At 51.4% G+C, this 17,746-nt stretch carries 15 protein-coding genes and 2 pseudogenes; 11 read left to right on the forward strand and 6 right to left on the reverse strand.

Annotated features, from left to right (window positions below; genetic code table 11):
• Positions 1-31 precede the first annotated feature (31 nt).
• Positions 32-181 carry a hypothetical protein gene (locus INT21_RS17325; protein ID WP_226912481.1) on the reverse strand — a complete coding sequence of 50 codons (150 nt, stop codon included), beginning with the start codon at positions 179-181 and terminating at the stop codon, positions 32-34.
• Positions 182-319: 138 nt separating this feature from the next.
• Between INT21_RS17325 and INT21_RS17330 the strand changes: the two genes are divergently transcribed.
• Together INT21_RS17330 and INT21_RS17335 are read left to right on the forward strand one after the other, a co-directional pair.
• On the forward strand, positions 320-1,213 hold the full coding sequence (locus tag INT21_RS17330; RefSeq protein WP_193067953.1) for a DMT family transporter: 894 nt from the start codon (positions 320-322) through the stop codon (positions 1,211-1,213).
• A 136-nt stretch (positions 1,214-1,349) separates the two neighbouring features.
• Positions 1,350-1,943 carry a YajG family lipoprotein gene (locus INT21_RS17335; RefSeq protein ID WP_089038625.1) on the forward strand — a complete coding sequence of 198 codons (594 nt, stop codon included), beginning with the start codon at positions 1,350-1,352 and terminating at the stop codon, positions 1,941-1,943.
• 55 nt (positions 1,944-1,998) lie between these two features.
• On the opposite strand, the gene INT21_RS17340 is transcribed toward INT21_RS17335, so the two are convergent.
• The 3 genes from INT21_RS17340 to INT21_RS17350 all read right to left on the reverse strand — a co-directional run bounded on the left by INT21_RS17340 (position 1,999) and on the right by INT21_RS17350 (position 3,734).
• Positions 1,999-2,631, reverse strand: a complete 633-nt coding sequence (locus tag INT21_RS17340; RefSeq protein WP_089038626.1) for a thiopurine S-methyltransferase — start codon at positions 2,629-2,631, stop codon at positions 1,999-2,001.
• 53 nt (positions 2,632-2,684) lie between these two features.
• The gene (locus tag INT21_RS17345) at positions 2,685-3,320 is read right to left on the reverse strand and encodes a TIGR04211 family SH3 domain-containing protein (protein ID WP_193059333.1); all 636 of its coding nucleotides are present in this window, start codon (positions 3,318-3,320) and stop codon (positions 2,685-2,687) included.
• Positions 3,321-3,404: 84 nt separating this feature from the next.
• A complete protein-coding gene (locus tag INT21_RS17350; protein WP_009100748.1) occupies positions 3,405-3,734 on the reverse strand; it encodes a DUF1820 family protein in 330 nt (109 codons plus the stop codon).
• A 213-nt stretch (positions 3,735-3,947) separates the two neighbouring features.
• Here INT21_RS17350 and INT21_RS17355 point away from each other — a divergent pair, with 213 nt between their 5' ends.
• The 3 genes from INT21_RS17355 to INT21_RS17365 are packed head-to-tail and all read left to right on the forward strand — an operon-like array spanning position 3,948 to position 8,052.
• Positions 3,948-5,171: an ATP-grasp domain-containing protein gene (locus INT21_RS17355; RefSeq protein ID WP_089038628.1), complete on the forward strand. Its 1,224-nt coding sequence runs from the start codon at positions 3,948-3,950 to the stop codon at positions 5,169-5,171.
• A 30-nt stretch (positions 5,172-5,201) separates the two neighbouring features.
• Positions 5,202-7,232, forward strand: coding sequence for a hypothetical protein (locus INT21_RS17360; RefSeq protein WP_193059332.1), 2,031 nt, complete (start codon positions 5,202-5,204; stop codon positions 7,230-7,232).
• 43 nt (positions 7,233-7,275) lie between these two features.
• A complete protein-coding gene (locus tag INT21_RS17365; protein ID WP_193059331.1) occupies positions 7,276-8,052 on the forward strand; it encodes a TlyA family RNA methyltransferase in 777 nt (258 codons plus the stop codon).
• Positions 8,053-8,097: 45 nt separating this feature from the next.
• Here INT21_RS17365 and mscK read toward each other — a convergent pair.
• Positions 8,098-11,404 (reverse strand): annotated as a pseudogene (mscK, locus tag INT21_RS17370) (mechanosensitive channel MscK).
• Positions 11,405-11,623: 219 nt separating this feature from the next.
• Here mscK and INT21_RS17375 point away from each other — a divergent pair.
• The 4 genes from INT21_RS17375 (at position 11,624) to INT21_RS17390 (ending at position 13,734) form a co-directional block, all read left to right on the forward strand.
• A complete protein-coding gene (locus tag INT21_RS17375) occupies positions 11,624-12,643 on the forward strand; it encodes a phospholipase A (protein WP_089038632.1) in 1,020 nt (339 codons plus the stop codon).
• Positions 12,644-12,723: 80 nt separating this feature from the next.
• Positions 12,724-13,056: a DUF883 family protein gene (locus tag INT21_RS17380; protein ID WP_030070257.1), complete on the forward strand. Its 333-nt coding sequence runs from the start codon at positions 12,724-12,726 to the stop codon at positions 13,054-13,056.
• Complete coding sequence (locus INT21_RS17385; protein ID WP_089038633.1) at positions 13,056-13,460, forward strand: phage holin family protein; 405 nt, start codon at positions 13,056-13,058, stop codon at positions 13,458-13,460. The genes INT21_RS17380 and INT21_RS17385 overlap by 1 nt, the downstream gene beginning before the upstream one ends.
• On the forward strand, positions 13,435-13,734 hold the full coding sequence (locus tag INT21_RS17390) for a YqjK family protein (RefSeq protein ID WP_089038634.1): 300 nt from the start codon (positions 13,435-13,437) through the stop codon (positions 13,732-13,734). Before INT21_RS17385 ends, INT21_RS17390 begins: the two co-directional genes overlap by 26 nt.
• A gap of 99 nt (positions 13,735-13,833) precedes the next feature.
• Here the strand turns inward: INT21_RS17390 and INT21_RS17395 are convergent, their stop codons facing one another.
• The gene (locus INT21_RS17395; protein WP_193060476.1) at positions 13,834-15,018 is read right to left on the reverse strand and encodes an NAD(P)/FAD-dependent oxidoreductase; all 1,185 of its coding nucleotides are present in this window, start codon (positions 15,016-15,018) and stop codon (positions 13,834-13,836) included.
• Positions 15,019-15,211: 193 nt separating this feature from the next.
• Between INT21_RS17395 and INT21_RS17400 the strand changes: the two genes are divergently transcribed.
• Entirely contained in the window at positions 15,212-16,279 is a 1,068-nt protein-coding gene (locus INT21_RS17400; protein WP_193060477.1) for an efflux RND transporter periplasmic adaptor subunit, read from the forward strand.
• Positions 16,279-17,703, forward strand: a pseudogene (locus INT21_RS17405) (efflux RND transporter permease subunit); the annotation flags it as partial. The gene INT21_RS17400 and the pseudogene INT21_RS17405, both read left to right, overlap by 1 nt.
• Positions 17,704-17,746: the final 43 nt, after the last annotated feature.

Below are 17,746 nucleotides of genomic sequence, written 5' to 3' on the forward strand. Positions count from 1 at the left end.
TCAGACTCCAACGTTACACGAAAACTTAAGATCAGGCACTTAGTTCGTCCCGACATTTAGCTAGATACATATCGGCAATGGCCGTCTCTAGAAGTTTGCCGTGGTAATAGACCGCCCCATCTTGTGGAAGCAGGTTAATCAACTTCATATCGTCGTTTTCAAACAGATCTGTAAACGTCATAGCGATGCCTATTTTGTACCGACTACAAAGACAGCAAGAAACGGGTTTCTCCCATGTTCCAAAGGCGGCAATACTGAGCCACACGAGGATAACCCTAGGGCTTGTTGACTAATAGAAAACCTTAAAATGGGGAATAAAATGAAAGCAATCGACTATATACGACTCCTATCATTAGCCGCTATCTGGGGAGCTAGCTTTCTTTTCATGCGCATCGCCTCCCCAGCGATAGGGCCAATCAACACAGCATTTTTTAGAGTCTTTTTTGGCCTACTGGGTTTAGCTTTTATCATCTTAATCATACGCAAAAGCCTGGAATTCAGAGGTAAACTAGGCAAGGTTTTGATATTGGGCGCTATCAACTCAGGCATTCCTTTTCTTATGTACAGCATAGCAGCAACATTATTACCTGCTGGATACTCCGCTATTTTAAATGCCACAACGCCTTTAACGGGTGCCATGATTGGCTTATTTATCTTTGGCGAGCGTTTATCGTTAAGAAAATGGATAGGTGTCACATTAGGTATTATCGGTATTACGGTCATTACTACGGTGGGTGATTCAAATATCGTCGGCAATATATACATCGGCGTGGCCGCTTGCATCATAGCCACTATTGGTTACGGCTTTGCGGGGTTTCTCACCCAAAAGTGGATAACCCAACAGGGCGGCCTAGATTCAACGCTGGTAGCGTTTGGCAGTCAAATAGGCGCGACCGCCTTTCTCAGCCCCTTTTTGATCTGGAATATTTCATATGGCCCTAGCATTAACTGGCTTCAAGGTGATGTATGGATCAGTCTGCTAGCCGTCGGCTTTTTATGCACCTCTCTCGCTTATATCCTCTATTTTAGATTGATCGCCGACATCGGGCCTTTACGGTCGCTCACCGTCACCTTCTTAGTACCACCCTTCGCTGTGCTATGGGGCTTTTTAGTGCTTGATGAAACGATTTCCAGCGGGTTCTTATCAGGGTCTGCCGTCATTTTATTGTCCGTCTGGTTAATCCTTGGTCCTGATTCCAAAAAAACAGCCTAACGCATTTGATCGATATCGCTGACGGCGCTTCTCACGACACGGCGTTGAAAGCGACGGCACAACCCACGCCACCAGAACATACCGCCAGCACACTACCCGCGTTATACTGACGTTTTAGCCATAGCGGAGGAAGACCATGCGTCGGCGCCATTTTTTACACCTCTCTGGTGCGCTGCTTACCAGCGTTTTGCTAGCGGCCTGCGCTAGCCCTCAGTACCTACAGCTAAGCCCAGAGCGCAGCGCCAGCGTGCCGCAGACAGGCTCTGGCCAACAAGTCACCGTGATAACTGCTGATGCCAGAGAAAGTGAAGTGATTGGAACACGCTCAGGTGGCAGTATGTCGACCGCGCAGATTACCGTGAGCAGTCATGAGCTCATTCCGCAGCTGCAAGCCGAAGCAGAACGCGCTGTGCGCGATATGGGGTTCACTCCTACTCGCGATGCTGCCCAAGGCCGCCCGAGCATTACTCTTGAACTCGCTGGCCTTAACTATGCCAAAGGTGAAAGCGGCCAACCGCTGATCGACGAAGCGCGTATTGAGGGAGTTTTCCGAGCGATTGCCCAGAACAAAGGCACGACGTATACCGGCACTTACACCTCGCGACGCACCCAAGGCTATGCCATCAAGCCCAGCGAAGATGCCAATGCACGCATGCTAAACGATTTGTTAAGTGATGGTTTAAATCGTGCGTTTAGTGACCCAGAGTTGGGCCGCTTACTCGCTCGCTAAACCGTTTTATCCTGATAGCTTATTCTGAGAACATCTGCCCGCTTTGCGGGCAGATTTATACGTGCGGGCCACGACGCTCCAGCACCCAAATGCTTTCGCTGCGGCCCCGTTCATCAGCCTCTCTATTCTCAACCAATTCAACGCGGAAGTTGGGCATAAACAAATGCTCAATTTCGCCGTTGGGCACACTGTAAGGTGGGCCTGCATTGTCTTCATCGTGGGTTAACCCCACTAATAACCCTTTAGCACCAGGCGGCACTAACTGAGCAAGGTGGAAGGCATAGCGCTCTCGAGTAGCCGGAGGCAGTGCAATTAATGAAGCGCGGTCATAAAATGCGCCCACTTCCGCCGCCTGCTTGATGTGCAAGTGGAAAAAGTCACCGCACCACACTTCAACGCTACCCTGGCGTGAGACATTAAAACCTGCCTGGGTATAGCGCGATACACTCGCATTGCGCTGGGCCAGAAACTGCTCGATTGCTTCAGGAGCCAACTCAATGCCCAGCACGGGGTGCCCTGCATCTGCTAGCCAACGCATATCCAGGCTTTTTCCGCATAACGGCACAAGTACTTTGGCCCCAGGCGTCACATTAAGCGTAGGCCAGTACTGGACAAGCGCCGGGTGTGTATCGGACAAATGAAAGCCAATACGTCCCTCTTGCCAACGTTGGCGCCAGGGGTTTTCCATTGCGGCCACCTCGTGCTCGAAATTTACACAAAACGTTTGTTTTTTACGTCGCTTTAAAACCAGCGGTCTCTCTTTTTACGACGACGCGGTAAATGGGGGACAATCAGCCCGACTAATAACCCAGCGCCGGCAACCCCACCGCCGTACATGAAATAGCGCATTAGCAGATCTTCTTCCTGGGTGTCTAGACGCGCCTGTAAGGCACGCACCTGCTGGCGAGACTGCTCTGCTTCACTATCAAGCTCGTGGTTACGCGCTTCTAACTCGACAATCCGCTTTTCACGAATATCAAGTGTTTCCGTCATAGAAGAAATGCGCTGCTCCCAAGTATCGTTAATGCCATCCAATTCTTGGGTAAGCTCATCGACTTGGGCTTGTAGTACGGGTAGCTGTTGACGGGCACTCGGGTCTTGCTGTAGCTCGCTACTGAGCACCCACACCGTATCGCCGCTACTACTACGTACGCGGGTATAATCACCGCTTGTTTCAAGCGCCTCGACCTGCTCACCTGCATTTAACGTTCCCACAATACGATAACCATCGGTGGGGCCACTACGCACATACGTGCTTAACTCATCGCTTACCCAAGCTTGGTTATCAGACTGGGCAAATGCAGGAGCTCCTCCGATACTCAACAACACGCCAACGGCAGTGGCGTAACAACTACTACGAAGTTTATTTACTTGCATGACGTCATGTCCTGATTGTAAAAACGCGCGAGGCAGACGAAGCCGTCGCGCGTATCGCTCAAAGCGGTGCGCTTGTCTAGGCGCTTACCCTTCTCCACGAGGCGGCAATGGAAAGGGACGAGGAAACTCTGCGACGCGGGCATCGCTTTTAACTGCTTTCAAAGGGCCTTCACGTTCTACTTCGTCAATACGCACAATGGCGTTAAGCGGCAGATAACTGCGCTTAACACCTTCAAAGGTACGCTGTAGCTTTTCCGCCCCTGGATCAACAACAACCCGCGACGCATCGTCAAAGACAAACTCCTCGACTTCAATAAAGCCCCAGAGTTCGCTTTGAAAGATTTCTCTGACGTATAAATCCCATATTTCACCCTGCTGGTGAACCACCACACGGTAGATCGGCTTGGCCGCCATCTTGGCCTATTCCTCTTGCCACTTGAACATAATGTTAAGGAGCCTAGCCTAACATACTCAGGGGTTTGCTCTTTAGTATGCCACCCTCAAAAGCGCTTATTTTTGGCTACTTTCACCTTCAGTGGCTGCTAATTAGCCGACGGAAGGCCCTATCGTGTATGGTGAAGTAAGTGGTATGGCAACTTTATTCACTCACCCACAGGAGTCACCGTCATGCAAAAGGATACCAATAAGGGCTATATCGCCCTACTAGGTTGGAGCCTCAATGCGATCGAAGCGGCTGAGAATTTTGACCGCCGCTACATCGTGGTTGCACCCGACTGGGCCGAGGAGTACTGCCAGAAACATGATATTCCCTACGTTCCATGGAATTTTGAGCGTCTCAATGATCGCTCCATCGAAATTGCTGAAACGCTGAAAGAAAAAGGCGTCGACGTCGCTATTCCGCTTTATGAGGAAACCGTTGAGTGGGCTGGCGCTATTAACTCTGTGCTACTCGACAATCCACGTATTTACGGGCAATCGCTGTTGCTTCGCGACAAAGCATTGATGAAGCGTCGCGCCCAGCTTGGCGGCATCCGTGTGGGTATTTTCGAAGAAGCCCACGATAAAGATGACGTAGTACGCTTTCTTAAACGCGTTAATCAGACGCTACTCAAGCTGGATGGCGACCCCAACGACCCTATCCACCTGAAGGCGTTCGATAAGGCTGGCTGTCTTGGCCACCGCGTTATTCGCACACCGGATGAAGTCGATACTATCCCCGACGAAGAGTTCCCTGTGCTGATGGAGTCTCACTTAGACGGCTGGGAATTCGCCGTAGAAGCGTGGATTCACGATGGCAAGATCGCTTTCCTGAATATTTCAGAGTACGTCACACTTGGCTACTCAGTATTTGTGCCTGCGTCTCCAGAGCTTGAAAAATACCGCGAGCAGATTACGGCACAAATCGAAAAGCTGATCAAAGCGTTTGATATTGAATTCGGTCTCATTCATCCCGAGTACTTTGTCACCAGCGACGGTGAAATGTACTTTGGCGAAGTCGCTTACCGCCCACCTGGCTTTAAAGTCTTCGAACTTCTCGAGCGGGTTTACGGATTTAACGCCTATCAGGCGTCTATGCTGGTATTCGATCCTAAAAGCACAAAAGAAGAAGTCGCTGCCTTCTTTCCCAAAGAGGTGGTGGACGCAGATGGGTTCGCGGGCTGCTTTGGCGTTTATCCCCGCCGCCGGGTTGTTAGCCGCCTAGAGATTCCTGAAGAAACAGAGGATCATCCCTATTTTGAATCCCACGAGCTGACATCACCGGTTGAAGAAACCGTCACTAAACGTACGGCGTTTGGTACCCACTGGGGCTTGGTCTACTTTAAAGGCGAAGACGCACACACACTGCGTGATCTGCTTAAACGCCAAGAAGACCTCGACTTCTATGTATAATCCCTGCCTCGGCTGGGATAAGGAGTCAATGTGACGATCAATCAAGAGGCATCTTCAACTGAAGATGGCAAGCTCAATGGATTGCTGAGCAAATTTGATGATGCGGTGCGCCTGCTTTCGCAGGCGCCTGCTTTTTCTAAACCGGCGAAACTGCCCCGCGTAATGGATACTGCGCGCCGAATCTTGATGCAGGAGGGTGGCTGCGCTGCCCTCGAAGCACGCGCGGCGGATTTTGAATCCGCCGGTGTGTTTGCAGGCTCAGACTGGGAAACCCCACAGTTCCTAGTACCTACTCTCACTACGTTCTCTCTGAAAAGCCCTGACGCCAATGTGGTCGTTATTGAGGCGCTGAGTGAGCTGCGACTTTTAGCAGTCGCCAAAGGTGATTACTTACATGCTCTGGTATCCCAAGAGCATGCACACCACTATTTAACCCAAGTAATGGCCATCAATCTGTGGCTGTTATTTAACGCACCTAGCGAAGCCGAACGGGAAACCCAGGGTCGATTAGCGACGATTCCCCGGCAACTGTTTCAACACCTAGCCGACCGAATTGGCTACGAACACGTTATTGATCAGCTAATTGATGAAATATGGCGCATTTTAAAACAGCGCCCTATACAGGTTGATCCCATAAAACAGATGATCACCCAAATTGCGCTGTGCCAAGTTAATCCAGCCATTGATTTGGGAGCAAGTGGTCAAGGGGCTGACAGGCTGGTTAGTTCACTTTTCGGGCCGACCCAAGCTTGTCGTGAAGACCCCGGCGTTGAGCTATACCGTGAACGACTGGAGCGTATGGATAACGCGGCTTTGCAAGCGGAATCCACAGGCTTCGCCCGTGCGATGCATGACACAGGGCTGGTGTCGCCCTATCACACGATACTGATGCGCTATTTACTCGAAGAGGGCGACCACCTTCTATCAGAGGCACTGGGTCTCTCGTCGACGGGGCGTGACTGCCTACTCTGCTATCGCGAGCTAGTGCATGCACTAATTCGCGGTGGTGTTTATCCCGCCACAGCCCAAGCGGTGTATGGCTTGGCACTGCTACTGGAGCGGGGCATTCTCTATCAACCCCCGGTTGCCCCAGCGATGTGGCGGCAGCTAAATCTAAAGCTTTCAGAGTGGTCAGAAGCACGCTTGAACCTTGCTTATGGTGAAGATGCATCACCCCGCGCACGTTTAATTGAAGGTGTGCTTTGCATGTTAGGACTGCCGCTGGGTGTAGGACAGGGCAACAACCCTACCTGCCAGTCAGCGAGAGCGCTTTCTATGTGGGCTTATAACGACCCTGACTATCTACTGCAAATGGTGGCTTGGGCTGCGCGTGATGATGAAATCATTATGCATTTCGAGGGTCAGCCAATCTCTTCAATGGAGAGCGCCTCAGGCGTTGCCTCCGAGCTTCCGATGGACCTCGACCCAGCCTCGTTGATCGTTGTCCCCCATCTTGACCGTATTTACGCTGAGATGGGCAGGCGCTGCATTGGCCGCGAAGGCGATCCCCACCGCTGGGTTAACCCAGAATTTCACGGATGGTGGTCAGGTCGGGGCTTTAGCATCAACGTTGATGTTGCCTCCGGCCAACTTAGCGGCGTAGATAGTTTTATTCGTCACTTCTACGCCAGCTATCACCCTTACTACAATGGCAACCAACCGCTAATTCATCCTCAGCCTGCTGGCATTGCCGTCACTGACAGTGCTGCCCGGTTTATTGGTTGGCATGCAATTACCATTTTGCGCGCCTCACTAGATCCCAACGATGTGATGAGGATCTATTTTTACAACCCCAATAACGACAGCGGCCAAGATTGGGGAGACGGCGTTAAAGTTAGCACCTCAGGTAACGGAGAACGCTTTGGCGAAGCCTCGCTCCCCTTCGCACAGTTCACGTCTCGATTATATATTTACCACTTTGATCCGTTGGAGCGTGGCGAGTTAGCCACAGTAACGGAAGAAGAACTTGAATCTGTAAAAGGCTATCTGCATCGCAGCTGGGGAGCTAGCCGCTTATCCCCCACCGAACTGCAGGCAGACAAAGGGCCACATACTCCGTAGCGAGACTCGCTAGCAGCGTTTAATAACCGCCATATTGACGACAATGACTCAACTAACACGATTAGACCAATTATTGGTCAGCCAAGGGCTGGCCAGTTCACGTACACGCGCGCAGCGATTAATTCGCAACGGTCGCGTGTTTCTTCAAGATGGCACGCCACTCGTAAAACCATCCGAAAAATGGCCGCTGGATACTCCACTTCATATTGATGAAGACCCTGAGGAACGTTACGTTTCCCGGGCAGGATTAAAATTAGAGGGCGTTCTTAACGCTCTAGACATGCGCCTGGAAGGGAGCATCGTGTTAGACGTTGGCCAATCAACGGGAGGTTTTACCGATTGCTCACTTCAATTTGGCGCCCGACATGTTATCGGTGTTGAAGTCGGGCATACCCAGCTAGCCGAGTGCTTACGTGATGACCCGAGAGTCACGTGTCTTGAAGGCTTAAATGCTCGTCACATGGCATCATCGACAGCCCTTCAACACGCCGTGGCTAAACACCCTATCGATATAGCCGTGATGGACGTTTCGTTCATCTCGCAAACCCTGATTTTGCCTGAGATCGCCGCCCTTCTTCCCACTGGGGGGCAACTACTCTCATTAGTAAAGCCACAGTTTGAGTTAGCACCAGGCGCACTGGATAAGCGTGGCATCGTGCGTAACGCTAGCCACTATGCAGAGGTAGAGAAAAAGATACGTGATGCCTGTACAGAGTGCGGCTTAGTCATTAGCCACTGGCAGGAAAGCCCGATTACCGGTGGTGACGGTAATCGGGAGTTTTTACTGTTCGCCACCAAACATGAAGAACAAAGCGTTTAAAAACCAGTACTTAAACACAACCCCCCCCTGATGCTAACCTAGTCATTAGCTTAGGTTATCAGGAGGCAGCCGGTTAGCTGACTGCACTTTAACTGACTCGCCTCGGTCGCGGTGCAGCCACACGTCCATCTGCTCGAAGGCCACCCTAACGCCCGCTTCACGGAACAGCTCGTCGATCCGGCAGTTAACTTCGTCAGCAGCAAACAAGCGGTCAAGCAAATCGTTAACGAAAATGCGCAGCTCAAAATTCAGGCTGTGCGGCCCGTAGTTCAGGCAGAAAACCTGAGGTTCTGGGTCTTCTAACACTCGTTCATTTTCGTCGGCAGCCTGGCGCAGCAATGTATGCACTAAAGGCAGATCAGACCCATGAGCAACACCGTAAGTCAGCACCACGCGGGTCACGTTATCCGAAAGTGACCAGTTAATGAGCTGGTCCGTCACAAACGTTTTGTTCGGAATGATAATTTCTTTTCGGTCAAAGTCGGTCACGGTAGTCGCCCGGATGCGAATCCGACTGACCGTGCCATGTAGATTACCCAGCGTGATGGTGTCACCAATGCGAATTGGGCGCTCAAACAGAATGATCAAACCAGAAATAAAGTTGGCAAATATTTCCTGAAGACCAAAGCCTAAGCCCACGCTCAGCGCCGCCACCAGCCACTGCAATTTATTCCAAGAAACGCCCAGCGTGGCCAATGCCATCACTACGCCAGTACCAACAATGGTATAAGAAAGCAGCGAGCTAATGGCATAAGCACTACCCTGCTTTAAGGACAAGCGTGAAAGCACCATTACTTCCAACAAGCCAGGCAAGTTACGCGCCATAATGAACGTGATGGCAATCACAAGTAGCGAGGTAAACACATCGGAAATCGATAGTGCGTCTCCGACCAAATCCCCCTCTTCCGCATCCCATATTGAAACTTGGTCTAAATAACTCAGTACCGCCAGCAGGTCTGACCACACCAGATACAGCAGGGCACTGAAGCCAATCAACAAAATCAACTTTGATAGGCGTAACGACTGAGAGTTAATTTTCTCCATATCCAAAGGTGGCTCTTCAACGACCTCCAGCCCACCTTCTGCGCCCTCTTGTACTTGAGCACGACGTCTAGCGAGCGCACGCCGGTAAGCTAGCCGCCGTGCTGCAACGGCTAAACTACGTACGACCGTGGCCTCAACGACGACCCACAAGCCCAACAGGTAAAGGGTGATTGCAAAGCGAGCAACTAGCCGCAACGCCGTATACTCATATCCCCACACCACAAGTCCAAGGAGTACTAGCGGCACTGAAGCCATCGCTAGACCTAACACCAACCGGAAGAGTCGCACTCCGAAAAATGGCACATGGGCCAGGATTAATAGTGCCAACCACCAGCTCATTGCCACCAGGCCCGCGGCAAACAGCCCTATCGCCACTGGGCGCAACGCCAGCGGTGTTTCCATTTGCCCAGAGAGCGCGGCAATAACAACCACGGGCGCTAACGCCAGTCCGAAACCACCCAGCAGCTTACGCAACCGCGCTGTATAAGCAGGTGCCCAGGTGAAATGGCGCTCAGCAACCCCATCATGAACGAGTAGCCGGCGGCCCCAAGCCACGACAGCCCAGCTAAGCGCCAGTTGTAGTAGCGCTGGCGAAACACTGCTTGCCAGTGCACCTTCAGCCTCACTTAGGCCTATGCCAATACCTGCCAACCCCAACGGCCCTGGCAACGCAAGCAGAGCGTTTAGCAGCACCGCCTTGGTGGTATGCAGCTGAGTATCACTTTTCAGTCGACCAATTTGTGAGTGAATGAGCGCAAGCCGTGCTTTAATTCGCCGACGCAGCCCAACCAGAACCACGCCAAGCAAAATAAACGGCGCGCCAATCAGCATTTTCCAAGAAAAACCTTTCCACTGAGAGGGCAAAACCGCCCGCCACTCGCCTTCTCGCCACTCCAGTTGAAGGTTGTGGGGAATTTGTCGTAACCAATTGAAATCTAGAGGACGGCTATTAGCTACCCAGAATAGCTGTTCATCAATGGTCGCCCGTAAATCGCGCGTCGTCTCTAATAGCTGTTGTTGATTAAGTTGAAGCTCAATAGCGGCACTCAGCAGGCTTCCGTAAGATTGCTCAAGCTGCTCTACCAATTCACGGCGCGACTGATAAAGGCGTGTTAGGGAGTCCACCAATCCAGGCGTGACGTCAACCCCTGCTTCCTGCAAGCGCTGGGTCGCTAAGCGATCGCTTTGGCGCAACTGATCACGCTGCCGAATCAAATCAAACTGTTTGAGACGCAAATCAGCAATTTCATCTTGTAAATCACGCCTTGGCGCGACTAACGGTAACGACTGGCGCTGTTCTCGAAGAATACGCGACAACAATTGGCTACCACGAATAGCATCAATTTGTTCGTTCAGGCTACGCTGAAGTTGCCGTACATGATCTAACTGACGCTGGGCTTCAATATTCTCACGTATAATGCCATTCGCTCTATCCGTTGTTCGCAACAGTTCAAGGCTCAGTGCTTGGTTCGCTTGCTGAGCATTGAGCATTGAGCACCACAGGGTGCCCTTCAGCGATCAGTGGATCATTCTTTGCGGCGTCAGCAATTGCCTGCTCAGATTGTAGCCGCCGCTGACGATCAATGACGCCTTGCAACAAATTAAGCTGCTGCTCCTGCTGGTCTATTTGCAGCTCAATGAGTTCCCGGCGCTCCTGGGCCAACTCTCGTAGCCGACTGTTGGCACTTAGTTCACGCTGGTTAAGGTTTACTTCCTGCTCTGCAAGGGCTCGCTCAATGCGCCACTGAATTAACTGTGCATCGTGGCGTGCCGATAGTTGCCGATCACCCAGCAAGGCTTCTCGCTCATCAGACTGACGGCGTAAACTTTCAGTGCGCTGTAACGCATCTGAAATTGCTTGCTGAGCGCGCTCAGGCAGTGCTTGCGCGGCCAATAGCTGAGAGTTAACTTCGGCTAACTGGCTTTGAAGCCGCTGAAGCTCCACGACGGCCTCTGCTTGCTGCGCTTCCAGCTGATTCAGTGGCATATCACTAAGGTTATCCACTGAGAACTGTCGGCTTTGTTCCTCCGCTTCGTTCAGCTCACGCTCTAGACGAAGCAATATTTCGGGCGCTTGGACAACCCGTTGCTCTAACGCCTCAATGCGCTCTTCAACTGCGTGCAGGCGCTCATAGCCTTGTAGCGCAGCCGTCAACGCTTCTTTGACCTGAGTTTGCTCGGTGGTTAGCTCGCTTTCTTGCGACTCAAGCTCGGCTAATCGCTCAGATAGCTGCTCCTCAGAGGGGACCTGATCAAGCAACGCAGCCTGCGCGTATACGGCACCAGCAGTCGTAAACAATAGATAAATAAAGCAGAGCTTGAGGAGTGCCTTCAGTGCATTTTTGACCACGTTAGATATGCCTCATCGACATGGATACTACTCCAATCAGGAAGATCGCCATTGTCAGGCGTTCTGGCTTCTTACGCAATCTAACGCGTTTGACGAACGGGAGGAGTTGACTTACGCGATGGGCGTGTATAGAAGAGTCTCTGATAACTGCCTTTTATTTATTTGCGAGCCATTTTGATGGTCATTCGAAAACTGCTGTTAACTAGTTTAATTGTTTTGCTAGGCACTGAAAGTGCCATTGCAGAGACCCGCGAGGAAATTGAGGCTCGTATACGCGCACTCAACAGCGAACTTTATCAGTTGCGTCAGCAGCTGCAACAGGTTGAAGATCCGGCAGGAAGCGAATCCACGCCCGCTCCGCAGTTGCTTCCAGAAGAGATGGCGCTTGAGGATCTCAGTGAACGCCGCCAATTTGAGCAGGAGTCGTCACGTAATCCGTTTGCGATTACGACTCACCGAACTAATTATCTTTTCCCTATTAGCTATAGCACCAACCAGAACAGCGAAAACTTTCGTAGCATTTCCGCAGACTCTCCACCTAACGACGTCGAAGTGAAATTTCAGTTTAGCGCTAAATTCAACCTCGCAGAGGATGTGTTTGGCGACATTGGCGATGTCTATTTTGCCTACACCCAGCGTAGCTGGTGGCAGGCCTATAATACCGATGCTTCTTCCCCCTTCCGGGAAACTAACTATGAACCTGAAATTTTTATTGATTTTGATAACGCCTGGAGCGCATTAGGCTGGGTAAATACGCGCAATCGTCTCTCCTTCATTCATCAGTCTAACGGCCGTTCAGACCCGCTTTCACGCAGTTGGAACAGAGTTTATCTGGAAAGCACGTTCCAACGTGGTGACTGGGCACTATCACTCGCCCCTCATTGGCGCGTACCTGAGTCCAGCGGCGACGATGACAACCCAGACATAGAACGCTATGTCGGTTATGGCGATATCCGCCTGGCAAAACGACTCAATGGTAACCACGAGGTCGCGGGGCAACTGCGTGGCAACCCAAGCGCGGGTAACTATGGCACTCAAATAGACTACAGCTGGCCTGCATTTAACAATGTGCGTGCCCATCTACAGTACTACTACGGCTACGGAGAGAGCATGATTGACTACAACAATCGCGTGCATCGTCTCAGCATCGGCTTTAGCTTAAATCCCCTGTTCAGTACGTCAGGGCTGAACCGATAGCACCTAAGGTTGTCTTATGATTAACGGCTGCTATGCTGGAGTTGACACTTATTCATATTCACTCGTCAAAGGATGACATCATGGCTAAACGTAATACTGATACCTCTGCTCGTGCTGACCAGTTGAAGGAAGATCTCCGCCACCTGAGTGAAACCGTAGAAGAGTTGATGAATGCCACGTCAAAAGATGCAAGTGGCGAAATGCGTGACCTTCGTGAGCGCGCAGAAAAACGACTGAAAGACACCCGAGCGCGCTTAGAAGCTCGCGGTGAACGACTTTACGAAGACACGCGTGAAACGCTGTCTCAGCAAGTTGATTGCTGCGATCGTTACGTGCACGAAAACCCTTGGGCTAGTATTGGTATTGGTGCCGCAGCTGGTCTAGTGGTGGGTATGCTTCTCGGTCGTCGCTAATGGCTTTAGGGCCAACACAACGCGTATTCTCTGCAGCCAAACGTCTGCTGAGATCATTAGTCGCTAATGGTGAGACTCGGCTTCGTTTGGCGGTTTTAGAGTTAGAAGAGGAGCGCGCTCGTTTATTGACCCTGCTTTTGTTGGCAGGAGCCAGCCTTTTGTTGCTGTTGTTAGGCGTCGCGACACTTACCGCGCTGGTAGTCGTACTGTTTTGGGACACTTATCGGCTGACTGCGATTGGCGTGAGTGCAGGCGTTCTTATTGCCTTAAGTTTTTTACTAGCGGTTATCGCTATTCGGCAAGCCAAGCAACATACGCTGTTAAAAGAAACGCTTAAGCAACTCTCCGCTGACCGAGCCTTGTTGGAGGTGAATGAGGATGACTCAACCCAACACCGTCAATAAGCCTCCCAGCCGAGCGGAACGCAAAGCCGCCTTGTTAGCGGAATTAGAGCAACAGCGTATCGATATATTAGTTGATAGCGATACGCTTACCAAGGCAGCCTCACCGCTAGACAAGAACTGGCGCAGCCTTAAAATACCTTTGTATGTGATTGGTGGCGTCGCCGCCTTGCGTATTTTGCGCCATCCAGGTGGTGCAATGGCAGTTGGCAGAAAAGCACTGGCTAGCTACATGCTGATACGAAAACTGAAGCTGCTAGCAAAAGTGGCTAGTTAGTAAGTCACTAGCGATATTTTCTGAGAACGTCGCTGGGCCGTTTTTATAAACGCTAATTTTGAATGCTCTACGTGTTTACGGCCCAGTTCTTTAGACTCATCAGCATGCCTGCCCGCAAGCAACACCACTTGCCCAAGCCCACTGAAAGTTGTACCCCCCCAATTCCCCCGTCACATCTAGCACTTCACCGATAAGCCTAAGCTGCGGTAGGTCTTTCACTGCAAATGTTTTTGATGAAATCGCTTCCGTACTTACCCCGCCCATCGTTACCTCAGAAGTTCGCCACCCTTCTGTACCTGACGGTTTTAACTGCCACTGGTTTAGCCGCTGAGCCCAATGATCAAGCGCATCATTACTGTACTCTGCCAGAGGGCTGGTAAGATTGGCGTCTGGGTACCACTCTAGCAACGCTTGGGCAAAGCGCTTTGGAAAACGCTCTCCCAGCCAAGTGGACAGCTGACGCTTAGGAGTCGCATGACGTGCATGACGTAATACGTCAGCAGCCTGTTCACTTGGCAGTAAATCAATAGTGATCGTGTCACCAGGTTGCCAAACGCTGGAAATTTGCAGCATCGACGGGCCTGACAGGCCACGATGAGTAAATAGCATTGGCTCTTTAAAGCGTCTCCCATTGCAGCTCACCTCGCATGGCACACTAACCCCAGAAAGTGCTGCTGCGCGCTCTTTCCAACTATCGCTCAAGGTAAACGGCACCAAGCCTGGGCGGGTAGGCAGAACATCTAAGCCAAACTGACGGGCAATGTCATAACCAAACCCTGTCGCCCCCATCGTGGGTATCGAAAGTCCTCCCGTCGCAATCACTACCGTACCCGCGTCTATGCTTCCCAACGACGTGGCTAAGCGCATGCTATCCCCCATTCGCTCCAGCCTAGAAATTGACGTGCTGAGCGACACCTCGACGCCGGCCCATTCACACTCGGTGAGTAAGACGCTAACAATGTCTTTAGCGGAGCTCGCACAAAAGAGCTGGCCTGGGGCTTTTTCCACATACTCAACACCATGCCGCTCTATCAACGACACAAAATGCTCTGGACGGTAACGCTTTAGCGCAGAAATACAAAAATACGGATTTTCCGAGTAAAAATTCTGAGGCGTAGTCGCAAGATTGGTAAAATTGCAGCGCCCTCCTCCCGACATCAATATTTTCTTGCCCGCCTTGTTGGCATGGTCCACTAACAGTACACGACGCCCCGCGTAACCCGCTTGAGCCGCACACATTAAACCAGCGGCTCCTGCACCAATGACGACGACGTCGTAGACCATAAAATTAGGCTCCCAGGGTGAAAAAATGAGAGGCATTTTAACAGGTAAATAGCTCAAAATTACTGTACATTAAAAATTACATGTACAAAAAACGTACATCTATTTAACAAAATATCACTGTAGACACTTCACCCTCTAACACGGTGATCCCCTAAGTGGTATTACTAGGCATTTTGATAACACTGAGACGCTCATGCTTGTTTGTAAACGTATCTTTCTCTTCTGGTTGTTTACCCTGATATGGGCTAGTCCGCTGTTGGCACAGTCTCCCCCTCCGGTTATTGGGCACTACGCCGCCATAACGACTTGGTCTGATCCGCTTGAAGCATTAGGGACACTGAGTGCAGATGAAAGCGTGACACTTTCTGCCACGGTGACCGATACGATTGCCGAGATCAATTTTGAAGATGGCGAACAAGTAGAGCGCGGAAGGCTGTTAATTCGTTTAGAAGATGCTGAAGAACAGGCTCAGCTAAGGGCTGCGCAAGCCCTCAATGATGAACGTCGCAATGCGCTAGGCCGAGCCACCCAGTTGCAACAACGCAACCTCGCCCCGCGGGCTGATGTAGAAGACACCCAGGCTCGTTTACGCCAATCACAGGCTGACGCACAAGCGTTAGAAGCTAGGCTGTCAAATTATCGCTTACATGCCCCTTTTAGCGGGCGAGTTGGCTTTCGTAACGTCAGTATCGGTGCATTAGTGACGCCCGGCATGGAGCTTGTCACTCTTGATAAGCTAGATGTCATGAAGCTCGACTTTACCGTACCTGAAGTATTTTTAGGGCGTTTATCCAACGGCCTAAAGCTGAGTGCTACTACAGCGGCATTCCCTGACGAGCTCTTCAGCGGTGAAATCTCTAGCATTGGCACCCGCATAGACCCTATCACCCGCAGTGTTAACGTTCGCGCTGAAATGGTAAACCCTGGGCTGCGTCTGCGGCCTGGGATGTTAATGGAGGTCGTGGTTCAGCAACGAGTCCGCAACACCCTGGTACTTCCTGAAGCAGCGATCGAACCCAGTGGCAACCGCCACTTTGTGATGCTGATCAACCAGCAGGACGACACCTCTCGATTAGAGCGGCGAGAAGTCATCATTGGCGAACGACGAAGCGGTGAAGTAGAGGTGCTGGAGGGTATCAGTGCGGGCGACCTAATCGTGATTCACGGATTACAACTCGCGCGAGATGGCCAGCAAGTCAGGCTGCTAGGTATCGCTGATGAAGAGACGGATATTCGCACGCTACTGGAGGCTGATCGCTAATGCGTTTATCCGACATTTCAGTTCAGCGGCCCGTGCTGGCGATGGTGATTGCCACGCTGATTATCGCGTTTGGTTTACTGGCACTCAACCGGCTGCCCCTGCAAGAATACCCAACGGTTGATCCTCCTATTGTTAGTATTGATACCCGCTACCCTGGCGCATCTGCAAGCGTTGTAGAGACACGTATTACCCAAGTGCTCGAAGACCGTATCGCCGGCGTGGAAGGCATTGAGTTAATTACCTCGCAAAGTGAGGATGGTCGTTCGCGAGTGGAAATCGAGTTCGCCATCACCATGGATATCAATGCTGCCGCCAACGATATCCGCGATCGTATTTCAGGAGCACTGCGCAACCTTCCAGATGATGCCGATAATCCTGAGGTCACTAAAGCCGACAGTAGCGAGACTATTGTCGTGTGGCTAAGTCTCTCTGGTGCGGATTACTCGATCACCGAACTGACCGATTATGCCAATCGCTTTCTGGTAGACAGCCTTTCGGTACAACCCGGCGTGGCAAGGGTGCGCGTAGGTGGTGGACGTGATTACGCGATGCGAGTTTGGCTGGACCGCAATGCACTCGCCGCACGGGGGCTAACTGTTGGTGATATTGAGGATGCTCTACGTGCTGAAAATGTTGAGTTGCCAGCGGGCTCAATTGAGTCCGAAGATCGCCAATTTATTGTTCGTTTGCCGCGCAGCTTCGCGACCGCTGATGATTTTAAGCAGATTGCTTTAATCGAAGGCAGTAACGGTTATCTAGTACGTCTGGGCGATGTAGCGCGTGTCGAGATAGGCTCAGTAGAGGACCGATCTGTGTTTCGTGCCAATGGCGTCCCGATGGTGGGACTAGGCATGATCATGCAATCAACGGCTAACGTAGTGGAGCTATCGGAAGCCGTTCGACAAGAACTTGACCGGCTTCAAGGCACCTTGCCGGAGGGGATGTCACTCAGCCTTAACTATGATGCGTCAGTATTCGTTTCAGGCGCTATCGAACAAGTAGTGATGACGCTGTTTATCGCCATGGGGCTAGTCGTCGTGGTGATGTTTATGTTTTTAGGCAATCTGCGCACCACACTAGTGCCTGCAGTGACGGTACCGATTGCTGTCATTGGAGCATTTACCGCCCTAGCCGCCATGAACTTTTCGATTAATCTACTCACGCTATTGGCGCTGGTACTGGCGATTGGGTTGATTGTTGATGACGCGATTGTAGTGCTTGAAAATATCAATCGGCGTATGCACGACTACGCAGAAACACCTCTGGTCGCAGCATTTCGAGGCACACGGCAAATCGCTTTTGCGGTGATTGCTACCACGCTGGTGCTGGTGGCAGTCTTCGTTCCCCTCAGCATGCTGCAGGGGGATATTGGTCGGCTATTTTCAGAGTTTGCACTTACCATGGCGGCAGCGGTTGTTGTCTCCAGGGCAAACGCATGAAAGATTTCATCCAGCCAATATCGTCGCT

This window comes from Halomonas sp. 3F2F, from assembly GCF_014897805.1.
Taxonomy (GTDB): domain Bacteria; phylum Pseudomonadota; class Gammaproteobacteria; order Pseudomonadales; family Halomonadaceae; genus Vreelandella.